9 protein-coding genes and 1 pseudogene are annotated in these 12,213 nt (G+C 59.6%); 4 read left to right on the top strand and 6 right to left on the bottom strand.

What is annotated here, in order from left to right:
• Nucleotides 1-27: 27 nt before the first annotated feature.
• The 5 genes and pseudogenes from IC235_RS09545 to IC235_RS22595 form a co-directional block, all read right to left on the bottom strand.
• Nucleotides 28-342, bottom strand: a complete 315-nt coding sequence (locus IC235_RS09545) for a DUF3098 domain-containing protein (RefSeq protein WP_191004952.1) — start codon at nt 340-342, stop codon at nt 28-30.
• Nucleotides 343-460: 118 nt separating this feature from the next.
• A complete protein-coding gene (locus IC235_RS09540; protein ID WP_191004951.1) occupies nt 461-1,360 on the bottom strand; it encodes a cell division protein FtsX in 900 nt (299 codons plus the stop codon).
• A 517-nt stretch (nt 1,361-1,877) separates the two neighbouring features.
• Nucleotides 1,878-2,723 carry a class I SAM-dependent methyltransferase gene (locus IC235_RS09535; RefSeq protein WP_223847180.1) on the bottom strand — a complete coding sequence of 282 codons (846 nt, stop codon included), beginning with the start codon at nt 2,721-2,723 and terminating at the stop codon, nt 1,878-1,880.
• Nucleotides 2,724-3,042: 319 nt separating this feature from the next.
• Nucleotides 3,043-3,195, bottom strand: a pseudogene (locus IC235_RS22050) (IS481 family transposase); the annotation flags it as partial.
• A gap of 132 nt (nt 3,196-3,327) precedes the next feature.
• On the bottom strand, nt 3,328-7,932 hold the full coding sequence (locus IC235_RS22595; protein ID WP_191004950.1) for a translocation/assembly module TamB domain-containing protein: 4,605 nt from the start codon (nt 7,930-7,932) through the stop codon (nt 3,328-3,330).
• A 276-nt stretch (nt 7,933-8,208) separates the two neighbouring features.
• On the opposite strand from IC235_RS22595, the gene tsaD reads away from it, so the two are divergent.
• The 4 genes from tsaD (at nt 8,209) to IC235_RS09510 (ending at nt 11,421) form a co-directional block, all read left to right on the top strand.
• The gene (gene tsaD / locus IC235_RS09525; protein WP_191004949.1) at nt 8,209-9,222 is read left to right on the top strand and encodes a tRNA (adenosine(37)-N6)-threonylcarbamoyltransferase complex transferase subunit TsaD; all 1,014 of its coding nucleotides are present in this window, start codon (nt 8,209-8,211) and stop codon (nt 9,220-9,222) included.
• Nucleotides 9,223-9,570: 348 nt separating this feature from the next.
• Nucleotides 9,571-10,014: a thioesterase family protein gene (locus tag IC235_RS09520; RefSeq protein WP_191004948.1), complete on the top strand. Its 444-nt coding sequence runs from the start codon at nt 9,571-9,573 to the stop codon at nt 10,012-10,014.
• Nucleotides 10,007-10,465, top strand: a complete 459-nt coding sequence (gene smpB / locus IC235_RS09515) for an SsrA-binding protein SmpB (RefSeq protein ID WP_191004947.1) — start codon at nt 10,007-10,009, stop codon at nt 10,463-10,465. The genes IC235_RS09520 and smpB overlap by 8 nt, the downstream gene beginning before the upstream one ends.
• A gap of 164 nt (nt 10,466-10,629) precedes the next feature.
• Nucleotides 10,630-11,421, top strand: a complete 792-nt coding sequence (locus IC235_RS09510; RefSeq protein ID WP_223847179.1) for a C40 family peptidase — start codon at nt 10,630-10,632, stop codon at nt 11,419-11,421.
• A 244-nt stretch (nt 11,422-11,665) separates the two neighbouring features.
• On the opposite strand, the gene IC235_RS09505 is transcribed toward IC235_RS09510, so the two are convergent.
• Nucleotides 11,666-12,213, bottom strand: a 548-nt coding sequence (locus IC235_RS09505; RefSeq protein WP_191004945.1) for an IS630 family transposase, incomplete at its 5' end; no start/stop codon positions are given.

The raw sequence follows: 12,213 nt of genomic DNA, 5'->3' as shown, positions 1-12,213 counted from the left end.
TGCCAACGGTGCCAACCGCGCCCACGCTTACGGGCGCTTGTAAGCGGGCGTCGCGGGCGGGGTGGCCGGCGGCGTCGCGCCCGCCGAAGTCAGGCTGGCCCCGGCCGGGGCGGCGGGGGCTTGCGGGGCCAGGGTTTTGTCGCGGACCATAATGGCGGCGAATTCGATTCCAAACCCGATAAACAGCAGCAGCGGGCCCAGGGTGATGCCGATAAAATCTTCGCCGTAGTTGTCTTTGTCGCCGAACATCATGGTGATGAAGCCGGCGGCGAGGACGGCCAGGCCCAGCCACATCAGGCGGTAATTGCGAGGGCCGAAAGCGAAGTGAGGCGTAGGATTCATTATAACAAGGCGGATTTAGCAGTGAAGACCCCTCCAGCGTCGGGCGACGGCCCGCTGAGCAGAAGGGCGAGCCTCTCATCAGGGGGATGAAGGACGGGAAGGAAGGCTGGTTAAGTGATTAGTACAGGTCGTCGAGCGACATTTGCAGGTATTTGTGTACGGCCCGGGCCGAGCTGAAAAAGCCGATGACCATCCCCAGAATCACCACGCCCAGCAACACCAGACCCAGCCGCAGGTCGTCGCGCAGCAGGCGCAGGGGCTCGACCTGGAAGTAGGCGTACTGGATCAGGGTCAGCAGCAGCAGGGCGGCGAGTACCCCGCTGGCCAACCCCTGCCAGGTGGCCCGCCGCAAAAACGGCTGCTGAATAAAGAACCGCGTCGCGCCGACCAGTTGCATCGACCGAATGAGAAAGCGTTGCGAGAACAGCGCCAGCTTAATCGTATTATTAATCAGGATGACCACGACCAGCACCAGCACCGCCGCGAAGCCCAGCAGCACGAGGCTCACCCGGGTCAGGTTGTGGTTGATGCTGGCGAACAGGTCTTGCGGGTACTGCATCTCAAACACCCCGCGCTGGCTCGAAACGCTCCGCTCCAACTGGTGCAGGTGCAGGGTATCGGTAAATTCAGGCTTGATTTTGAGCACGTAGGCGTCGCGTAGCGGGTTGTCGCCGAGGAACTGCCGGAAGTCTTCGCCCGTGGTTTGCAGCAGCTGGCGGGCTCCTTCCTCCTTGCTCACGAACCGAATCAGGGGCTTGCCCCCGCGCTCGGCCACGTAGGGCAGTTGGCCGAGGTCTTGCTGCAGGCGTAGCAGCTCCGTCTCGGGCAAGTCGCGTTCGAGGTACACTTGCACTTCCAGGTTCTCGCGTACCATCTCCGAGAGTTTTTGCGCGTGAATCAGCAACAAGCCAAACAAGCCAATGACCACCAAGGCCAGCGTAATGCTGAACACCACGAGCAAAGTAGGGTAGGAGCCAAGCTTTTTCTTGCGGGTAGGAGAAGCGGTGGAGGTAGCCATATGCAGGCAAAGGTAGTTTTTGGCTACTGAAGTAACGAGATAGCGGGGAAAATAACCACTACTACCCGCCTTCAGCTGAAGTTCCGCGTAGCTAACTCAAGAGTTGCAGACTAGCCACGTAGCGGCGGCAGGTTAGTAGCATGGGCAGCCGGAACGGGGATAAAGCCGCGTAGCGGTGACAGATTCGTCCGGTTGCTCTGCCACCGCTACGTGGCGCTGGGTTGTCACGGGGTAAATATTTGTATAGTCCCAAAATTTATCTGTGCGCAACGGCAACAGAACCCCACTAGCTTTACCCGAGACCTAACCCACCTTGGGACTATACATATAGTCAAAAGCGCTACTGTATGGCTCCCGGTATGCACTTCGAGTTTAGCAGCTGCTAAATGCGGCGTTCGGACCAAACTTTTAACCAAGGCCACTCTTACGGCGTATTTGTGCCTTATCAGCATCGGTTGAGCTGCTTAGCTCCTGAGTCGGAGGTTTCCCCTATTTGTTTAACAATGCTCCTGTAGCGCTACTTCGTCGCCACGTAAAATAAATCTGAACTCTTGTCAGGGTCTTCACTAACAGAGAAATCAGCGCAGCTAATTTCCAGCGCCGCCTGTGTGCTAGCTACCAAACGATTGCGATTGTAGCGATTTAGCAGTTCATAAGGCAACCGAAGTAGCCAGGGGGGCAAGCGGTATTGAAGATTAAGCACATCGAAGCGGGTGATTTTTCGCACGGCCTCCGCATGGTGCCAATTATAAGTTTGTACCCGACTATTGCCCTGGATGCCTTGCCGCTTAATGGTGGAAAAGTGTTTGCCTAGCAGCATGGCCAGGCTGTCGGCGCAGTACTCCCGAACGTGCCAAGGATTGCGAGTTAGTGAAAAGTTCTTATTGATGGTTGTTAGGAACAACTGTCCACCCGGCTTTAGCACGCGGTAAGCTTCCTTTACAAAGGAGTCATCGTCCTGAATGTGCTCAATTACCTGGAAGGAAATAACCTGATCAAACGTATTATCTTCCAGAAACTGAAGCGAGGGAATAGAGGCAGCTACAAAATTGGCCTGGTGATGGTTAGCCCGTAGTATACTAATTAACTGCTGGTTTTTATCAATACCAGTGTAGTGGCTCGCCTTCGGCAGCAGTAGTGCTAAGCCGCGCCCCCAGCCGCATCCCAATTCAAGGACACTGCCGGCAATACAGCTCGCCACTTGCTGATAAGGAAACAGCAACCGTTGGTGAATAGGATTGTCAGATGCAATGGTACCCGAGCTAATCTCCGTAGTGTTGTAGAGCCCCGTTAGGCGACTAAACGCTAAGGCAATAGACCACTTATCCGCGCGAGAAGTGGGCTGAGGAGGTAACATTGGCATTGGCAAGCGAGAAATGAAGTGGTTTCCCAGCTTGACCGGCTAGCAAGTGTAAACGTTGCGCGCTTTACCCTACTTTTCTTGCAGCTAATGGGGAATTAGTCAATTTTATCGCCAACCAGTCCAGTAAGGCTACGACGAGTCGAACGAGCTTGTGCTGGTTATCAGTGGCTGGACGGGTAGGCTTCATGAGAACGAGAAAAGAGAGTGGCAGTCAAAAGCAACTATTAATAGCGGAAAAACAATAGACAAGCCACTTACCAATAATATACTTATATCCACACGGATTCCCAGCAGTGTCCAAAAACCAATCTTGGCCTTCATCAGCTGTGGTGGCGCAGTTACGCCATTTGGCCACCGTTTTGGGGTTGACCCCGTGCCGGGTGGCTAAGCGCTGTAAGCTTTCCGGACGTTGCTGGATAAGGCGCCGTACTGCCGGAGTTGTCCGGGTACTGCTGTGAAGCACTTGTCCCATAAGGGCTGGCGAAGTTCAGTAGTAAAAACTACACCACTATATGGTGGGGTTATACATCTAATCAGTCCCGTTTGGCTTAGCAGTTAGCTGCGCTAACCTTTGGCTGGTAAGGAAGCTTGTCGTTCCGCACCCTCACAGGGTTGTGCGCGGGTCCTCGTCCACGTTCAGCACTTCCTTGCTTTGACGGGCTTTTTCGGTGTTGCGTTCCTTACGCTTAGGATTTTTGCGTCTGAAGAGCTCTCCGAACGTATTAAACTGCTCGGTGTGAAGCAACGACAAGCCGGCGCGGGGCTGGTTGATGGTTTCCAGGTCGCGCGGGGTGGTTTCGTAGCGCAACTTGGCGCGGAACTTCCCATCGGGCCGCAGGTAGTATTCGAGGCTGAGGTCGCCCAGCAGCGAGGCTTGGCCGGCCGTGTTGCCCCCACCCGGCAAGCCGTTGCCGGCATTTACCAGGTTAGCGTTGCTGGTGAAGCCCCCTTCGCGGGTTACGCGCAGGCGGCCGTTGAGAAAGGAGTAGCTCAGACGCACTTGCAAGGCTTGCAGCTGCTGGGCGTTGAGGCCGTTGATGTTGAAGTCGATTTCCAGGTTTTGGTCGATTTGCGACGTGAGCAGGCCTAGCTGCGTGCTCAGAATCTGGCCCAGGCTGTTTTGCACCGTGTTGTCCTGGCCGCGCAGGGAGATGGTGCTGCCAAACGAGCCCTGCGGCGAAAGCTGTTTGAACACCAGCAAGCTGAACACCTGCCGGTTCAGCTCCTGCTCGTCGTTGCGCAGCGAGGCGGTGAAGGCCGCCAAATCGCCCTGCAGCGTGCCCGGCGCGTCGTTGAACTCCAGCCCCAGCCGGATGGCCGGCAGCAGCAGCGGCCCGGTCAAGGTCATGACGGCCGTGACGGGCACCACCGCCGCGCTGCCGTTGCTGGCCGTGCCCAGGACCGGCGCCAGCGAGGTGCGCTGGGTGTAGGTGGCCGTTACGTTCATCTCGCCGGCCAGCGGGTCGCCGTTCCAGGAGATGAGGCCGCCGGGGCGCACCACGAATTCCTTGTTCACCAAGCCCTGCAAGGTGAAGTTGTAGGCGCCGCGCACGATTTCCACCTGGCCGAACATGTTGAACTCGCCCCGGGTGTCGATGGCCATGCGCAACTGCCCGGCCGCCGAGCCGCGAATCACGTCGCCCGTGCTCTCGTCGAGCAGAATCTCCAGGTAAGCGTCGGGCGTAACCGTCAGGTTCATGTCGAGCTTGAGGCCCGACAAGTCGATTTTGTCCTGTGCCGATACCGCCACGGCCTTTTTGGTGATGATGGTATCGCCCACCGGGTTGTTGTTCACGAACTTGATGTAGCCGGCTTTTTGGGCGCGGGCGGCGTTGTCGAGCGGCAGCGAGAGGCGCGTACCGGCCTCGCTGCTGGCCCGGACCACGATGTTCAGGTCGTCGGTCGGGCCGGTTACGCGGGCCGTGCCCGTGGCGTAGGCCGTTCCAAAATACAGCTCGTTGTCGCGGCGGGTAGTGTTGAGCACCTGCAGCTTGCGGAAGCTGGCCGCGATGTCCAGGCTCATGTCCTTGAAGCCGCGGTGCTGGACCACACCATCCACGGTGCCGGTGTTGCCGAATACATCGCGCAGGCGCACATTGCGGAAGGCGATGCTGGTGCTCATGAAAGTCACGCGGTCGGCAAACGTGTACGTAGTGCCCAGATAGCCGAACGTCAGGCGGCCATCGCTCACGTCCACGGCGCCAGTTAAGTTAGGCGACTTAAACAAACCGGTCAGCCGTAGCTCGCCCCGGCCGGTGCCGCCCAGGTTCCTGAACAGAGAACCCAGAAACGGCTGGGCCAGCACCACGGGCGCGTCGTTGAGCGTGCCCGTTAGGTCGAGCTGGTTGGTGGCGTCCCGCGGAGCAAAGGCGCCGACCACCGTCAGTACCGACTGGCCCGCCCGGGCCACGTCCAGGTTCACCCGCAGCTTGTTGGCGGTGTTGTCCCAGTTGCCGCTGCCGGCCACCTGCCCGATAATGGTGCCGTCGTAGCTCAAGGAGTCCACTCCCAGCGTGCTGCTGATGCTCAGGGGGCCGTACACCCCACTCACCGTACTCTGGGCATTTACGCGGCCCCCCAGGCGTTGCCCGGTCAGGGCGTTAAGTGTGTTTAGCTCGAAGTCCTTCACGACCAATTGCAGGGGTGGCTTGCTGGCGTCGGGCGAGATAAAACCCTGCGCGCCCACGAACTGCGCGCCGTTGCTGAACGTCAGGTTCCTGATATCGAACTCGCGCCCCAAGTCGGAAATCCGCACCGAGTTATCAGCCGCGATGGTCCAGTCTTCGTCGAGCAGGTGCAGGCCCGATTGGCGAAATACCACCTCAATGGTCCCCGGCAAGAAGCCCAGGGAGCCGTTGATCGCGGCCCTGTTAGTACTGCCGCTCTGCGCCAGCGAGGTCGAGAAATTGATGCGCTGTTGGTCCCACACACCTTCGACGACAAACTTTTCGGTGCGCCCCACCGTGGGCAGCACCTGCCGGTCGCTGGTGACGCTGGCCTGGGCCAGCACGTCGGACTGGTACGGTAGCTTGGACGTCAGGAAGTCGAAGTTGGTATTTACCATCTGCACTGGGCCGTAGCGCAGGCTGTCGAGGTGGCCCCCGAACTGAAAAATCGACGTCTCGCCGTTGCGAAACGAACCATCGATGCGGCTGCCATTTGCCACCTGCAGCTCGGGCAGAAACAGCGCGATCAGGGGGTTCGGGCGCTTTAGGTTCACCAACAAATCGAGCTGGTAAACCGGCAGGGCCCGTTGGTGCTTGCGCCGGTAGTAGTCGGCCGTCGCGGCGGCGTTGCTTTCAAAATTGAGCCGATACTCGGTGATGAGCGTTTGCACGTCGCGCACTACATCGGAGGTGTTGAACGTACCCGCCATGCTTGCATCCACGGCTTCCGAACGCAGGGTGACGCGGCGCTGGTTGCGGCTGTTGCGGGTACTCAACAGATCGAGCGTGTCGAGGAGTAACTGACGGCCACCCAGGCGGAAGCGCGAGTTGCGCAGGCGGGCGTAGCCAATGAGCGAGTCGAGCTGCACGCCTTTAAACTTCATAGTGGCCGTCGTGGCCACGGTCAGGGGCTGTCGGGTGAGGCCCAGCGCGCGCAAGTCCGCCTTATCGATTTTGGCCTTGATGTCTACGTCCTGGTGCTCCCGGTCCAGGTCGACGTGGCCGTCGCCCACGAGGCGCACCAAGGGGTCGTCCACGCTGAAGTGGCCGTTGAAGGCTTGCTGGTGAAAGTCACCGTTGAGGGCGATGTTGCGGTAGCGGTAGCCATTCAGCCAGATGCTCGGTACCGTAACGGTGGTCTGGCCCCGTGCAAATGGCGGTAAAAAGCCCATGCCGGCCACGTGTCCGTTCAGGGTTACATCCCGAATCACGCTTTCGTCGCCCAGGAACTTGCCCAGCTCAAAAGCCGTGGCCCGTACCGTGCCCTCGTATACCGCGTGGGTGAGGTCGGTTTTGGTTTTAAGGTTCATGTCCGTGGCGACAAAGCCCAGGGCGGTGTCGAAAGAGGCATTGGCCACGAAGTCGTTGTAAAAGCCCAACACCTGGCCCTGCAGCTTCACGGTGCCCAGGCGCTGCACCACCCGGTTGGCCGAGGCGGGCAGCCAGCGGGCCAAGTCACTGGCCAGCACCACTGAGGGCAGCAGGCGCAGGTCCACAAAGCTCTCCCGGTAGTTAGGCAGGTTGTCGGCGTGGGCGCGCTTGGCGACAATGTGGGTGCCCCGGCCGTAGCGCACGTCGAGGTTGTTCACCTTGAAGTCGCGCACGTAGCCCGAGGCCTCGCCGGAAATAATCACGGACTCGTGCATAGTGGCCAGCTGCGGGGCAAATTTGGCAATGTCGTCGGTGAAGACTTGCGAGCCGCGCAGGTGCGCGATGGTCTTCATCGAGTCGTTGTAGTCGGTGAAGTTGCTGAACACCCGGTACTCAAACCGTAGGTAGTCTTTGATTTGACTGCGTCCCACCCGCAGGCTCAGGTTCTTGAACTCCCAGAAATGCGGATGGTAGCGCATGTCGGCCGTGATTTCGCGCAGCTGCGTTTGCGAGGGCGTTTCCACCGCGTGCAAGTGACTGATGCGTAAGCCCAGCGTGTCGCCCAGGTGGATATTCGAAACGTCGGCGTAGATGCTGTCCACCACCAGGTGGTCGTAATCGATGCTTCGGCCGTAAGTGGGGGAGTGCGGTCGGTCGGCCTTCTCGATGGCAAAGTGGCCGTTGCGCAGCGCAATGCCCCCAATCTGGAAATCAAACGGGGCTTTTCGGGTGGTGTCCGTGGAGGGGCCCACCAGCCGCTTCACCGCGGCCATAAATTGGCTGAACGTCGTGGTGTCGGGCTGGCCGGGCAGATTCTTCAACACAAACCGGGGCTCGTTCAGCGTCAGCCGGCTGATGTGCAGGTGCCGGGGATCCAGCACCGAGAACAACGAAATGTCGGCATCGGCTTGCCCAATGCCGAACAACTCGCCCCCGCGCTGGTCCTGCACGCGCACCCCGTCCAGCAGCACCCGGGAGAAGGGCCGCACGTCCACCCGCTCAATCACCACCCGTTGGCCGAGCCGCTGCGTCAGCATATCTGCCACCTGGTGCGCCAGCTGCGTTTGCACCCGGGGTACTCGCAGCGCAATCATAGCTCCCACCACGGCCAATACTACTACCAGCGCGAGGCTGAGCAGTATTTTTAGCAGAGTAGAGAAGAAACGACGCACCGGGAGGAGAAAAAAACGGAAAATGTGGATTAATACGCAAAGTTGCGCTTTTTAGCCGTTTCCGACCAGCCTCTAGCGCGCCCGTCAAGGATCAGGCCAACGGAGCGGACGAGGCCGGGCCGCGTTGCAACTCGCTCGTTCCGCCCACTAACCTGTGCTGCTACCTTTGTAAGCTCCGAAAAGCAATCCGCAGGGCTCCTTGGCGGGCTCCGTGGGCTTGCGCTTCTTTATCAGAATTTTAACCGGTGAAGCCCGCCAGGCTTTGCGCTAGCGTCCATGCCCGCCCATCCCATTATCCTTGCCATTGAATCTTCCTGCGACGACACCGGCGCGGCCGTATTAGCCGGCGGCCAGCTGCTAAGCAACGTCGTGGCCACCCAAAAAGTACACGAGCAGTATGGCGGCGTGGTGCCCGAGTTGGCCTCGCGCGCCCACCAGCAGCACCTGCTGCCCGTCGTGACGGCGGCCCTGCGGGAGGCGGGCATCACCAAAAACGACCTCGACGCCGTGGCCGTCACCCAGGGCCCGGGCCTGCTCGGCTCTTTGCTGGTGGGCGGCATGTTCGCCAAAACCCTGGCCCTGGCCCTCAACAAGCCGCTGCTGGCCGTGAACCACATGCGGGCGCACATCCTGGCCCACTTCCTGCGCGACCCCAAGCCCGACTTTCCCTTTCTCTGTCTCACAGTAAGCGGTGGGCATACCCAGCTGGTGGTGGTGAAATCAGCCCTGGAAATGGACGTCATAGGGCAGACCATCGACGACGCCGCCGGGGAAGCCTTCGACAAAACGTCGAAGCTGCTCGGCCTGCCGTACCCTGGTGGGCCTCACCTCGACAAGCTGGCCCGTCAGGGCAACCCCCTGCGGTTTGCCTTCCCGATTGGCGCTATGTCGGGCTACGACTTCTCCTTCAGTGGCCTGAAAACCTCGGTGCTGTACTTCCTGAAAAAAGAAACCGCGGCCAACCCCAATTTCGTGACCGAAAACCTGCCCGACCTCTGTGCCAGCATTCAGCACACCATCGTCGCCACTCTGCTGCGCCAGCTCCGGCGCGCTGCCGCCGCTACCGGCCTGACGCAAGTAGCCCTGGCCGGCGGCGTGGCGGCCAACTCCGGCTTGCGCACCGCGCTGGAGGCCGAGGCGGCGGCCCAGGGCTGGCAGGTGTTCATCCCCGACTTTGCCTTCTGCACTGATAACGCCGCTATGGTGGCCATGACCGCGCATTTTCAGTACGAAGCCGGCGAGTTTGCCACCCAGCTCACCAGTCCCGACCCCAGGTTGAAACTGACGTAAGCGCCTGCGGCAAAAAGCTGGGGCGTTGGCGTGGGGCTCCAAAACTCGGTGTGGTGTTCCGCCAAGTTTCGGGCCCTCTAGAGCGGATTTCAGGTTAGTGTGCCGTTTTTGTAGGAATTAAAAATTAAAAATGAAGGATTAAAAAATGGGTTGGTCAATTTTTAATCCTTCATTTTTAATTTTTAATTCTTTTTCCCGATGCGAAAACCGCTATATAATACCGAGCTAGGCCACCGCAGTGTTTGCTGAATGGCCACCTCTGAATAATGAACTACCGTTACCTAGCGCTAAATTATACCCCTGGCTCTGCCCCAATACGCGACGCCAAGGCTTCGTTCCCCTTACCCCATGACCAACCCCTTCGGCCCCGGGGCCACTAAAACCCACCACTACCTCGTTCGCTCCCAGGACTTCGCTGATTTTGGCCCCGCCACGGGCGGACTGGTGCACCAAGTGCTCAGCACTTTTGCTCTGGGCCGCGAAATGGAGTGGGCGGCTCGTCTTTTTGTGCTGGAAATGAAAGACGCGGATGAGGAAGGCATCGGCACCGAACTGTCCATTCAGCATCACGCCCCGGCCTTTGCGGGCGAAACCGTCGTGCTGACGGCTACCTTTGAGGCCCTCGACGGCCCGGCGCTGCGCTGCGCCGTAGAAGCCCGAGTGGGCAGCCGCCTCGTAGCCACGGGCCACACCGGCCAACGCATCGTGCACCGGGCCCGGCTGGCAGCCCGCTTTTCGGCGTTACAAGCGACGCCCCCGCAACCTTCTGAACCGCATCATTCGCATGGCTAAAGACGATAAACCCGCCATCATCAACATCAAAAACCGCCGCGCCAGCCACGAATACACCTTCCTGGCCAAATACAACGCGGGAGTCATGCTCCAGGGTACCGAAATCAAGAGCATCCGCGAAGGCAACGTGAACCTTACCGACGGCTACTGCCTGTTTCACACCGACGGCAGCCTCTGGATCCATTCCATCCGCATCGCGCCCTACTCGCTGGGTACTTACAACAACCACGACGCCATGCGCGAGCGGAAGCTGCTGCTCAACAAGCGCGAGCTCAAGCAGCTGGCCGGCAAAAGTGTCGACCAGGGCCTGACCATCATTCCCTTGCGCCTGTTCGTAACTGACCGCGGCTTCGCCAAAATTGAAATCGCCCTGGCCCAGGGCAAGAAGCTGTTTGACAAGCGCAACGACCTCAAGGAAAAAGCCCAGAAGCGCGACATGGAAAGAATGTGATGAATGTGGGAGATGTGAAGATGTGAAAATGCAGGTAGGGAGAACCACTTTGGGCAAGGGTAGCATCTTTGTAATGGTGGAAGCATGAGCTGATGTTTCATTTTCACATTCATCACATTTTCACATTCATCACATTTTCACACCACCTTCATTTCCACATTATTTTGAACCCCGGCATCTGCGCCTTGAGCGCCGTCCCCGTCCGCGCCGAGCCCAGCGACCGGGCCGAATTAGTTACCCAACTCCTTTTTGGCGAGTGCTACCAGGTGCTGCTCACGCAGGACAGCTGGCTGCAGGTGCGGCTCGCGGCCGACGACTACGTGGGCTGGATTGATTTTAAGCAGCACACGCCGGTTTCGCCCGATTATTACGCCGCCTGGTGCGCCCAAGACCACCCCCGCACCCTCGACGTGGTGCAGGCCGTGAGCGACGCCACGACCAAAGTTCCACTCACGCTGGGCTGCCGGCTGCCGTTTTTCGATGGTCTGAACCTGCGTGTCGGCGACCGGCAGTACTTCTTCAACGGCACGGCCACTAACCCCACCGCCGCCCCCGACCCGGCGCGCCAAGCTGCCCTGCTGCGTAAAACGGCCCTGCTCTACCTGAGAGCGCCTTACGTGTGGGGCGGCAAAAGCATCTTCGGCCTCGACTGCTCTGGCCTCTGCCAGCAGCTTTACGGCCTGGTGGGCATTCAGCTCCCGCGCGATGCCTACCAGCAAATCGACTACGGCCGCCCCGTGCACTTCGTAACCCAGGCCAAACCCGGCGACCTCGCCTTTTTCGATAACGCCGAGGGCCGCATCGTACACGTGGGCATGGTTATGGACGAAGGCCAGATCCTGCACGCCCACGGCGAAGTCCGCCTCGACCCGCTCGATCACAACGGCATCTTCAACCGCGACCGGCAGCGCTACTCCCACAAGCTCCGCCTGCTGAAGCGCCTGCTCCCGGAGTAGGGGAGGAGTGCTGCGCCTCAGCCGTCATTGCGAGGCGGATCCAGGGTATTCCTTCCCCTTGCAGCCATTCCCCTTAGAAGTTATTTACGTTAGCTTGTACTGTAATTCAGGTACTTCAACGAAAGATAGGGGTTTGTAATTCTACGCAAATGCCACATCTGCTAGCATCACTGAGCATTCAAGCTGTAAAATGATGCCTGAAGCATGCGTTAGAAGTTAACGTAAACAGCTTCTTAGAGCAGTTTTATAATTGGTGTAGATGATAGCCGCAGTGGTCAAACCAGTTTTGCGCATCTTGGCTGGTAATCCAAGCCACGGCTTGAACCAAGGCGCGCTCCAAGGCGTCGCGAGTGCGGGCCATGGCCGTGCGCAAGGCTGTTTTGAGGTTGCTCCACGCTTGTTCGATGGGGGCGAAATCGGGCGAATAGGGCGGCAAAAACAAGAGTCGGGCCCCGCGGTCCTCGACGAGTTGGGCCATGCCGGCCACTTTGTGCACAGGCAGGTTGTCGAGCACGACCACGTCACCGGGCACGAGCGTGGGGCCGAGCACCTGGTCGAGGTAAGCGGCGAAGCTGTCCCGGTTCAGGGCCCCGTCCAGGCTCATGACGGCTTCCAGGCCGTTGACGGTCAACGCCCCAACGAGCGTGAGGGGCGTGCCCACACGCAACGGCACGCCTTGGCCCACCCGTTGCCCGCCCGGGGCGCGGCCGTAGCGGCGGGCAAAAGCCAGGTGCAGGCCCGTTTCGTCCACGAACTTGAAGCGGCGCGGGTCTTCGTGCCGGGCTACGGCTT

This window comes from Hymenobacter montanus (assembly GCF_014699115.1).
GTDB classification, from domain to species: domain Bacteria; phylum Bacteroidota; class Bacteroidia; order Cytophagales; family Hymenobacteraceae; genus Hymenobacter; species Hymenobacter montanus.
The sequence above is the reverse complement of the archived record's forward strand: the minus strand, read 5'-3'. Positions and strand labels throughout refer to the sequence as shown.

Excerpts from the sequence above, each read along its gene's own strand:
- IC235_RS09520 (WP_191004948.1), top strand. The coding sequence starts at position 9,571 with ATGACCAACCCCTTCGGCCCCGGGGCCACTAAAACCCACCACTACCTC.
- IC235_RS09545 (WP_191004952.1), bottom strand. The coding sequence starts at position 342 with ATGAATCCTACGCCTCACTTCGCTTTCGGCCCTCGCAATTACCGCCTG.
- IC235_RS09535 (WP_223847180.1), bottom strand. The coding sequence starts at position 2,723 with ATGCCAATGTTACCTCCTCAGCCCACTTCTCGCGCGGATAAGTGGTCT.
- smpB (WP_191004947.1), top strand. The coding sequence starts at position 10,007 with ATGGCTAAAGACGATAAACCCGCCATCATCAACATCAAAAACCGCCGC.
- tsaD (WP_191004949.1), top strand. The coding sequence starts at position 8,209 with ATGCCCGCCCATCCCATTATCCTTGCCATTGAATCTTCCTGCGACGAC.
- IC235_RS09540 (WP_191004951.1), bottom strand. The coding sequence starts at position 1,360 with ATGGCTACCTCCACCGCTTCTCCTACCCGCAAGAAAAAGCTTGGCTCC.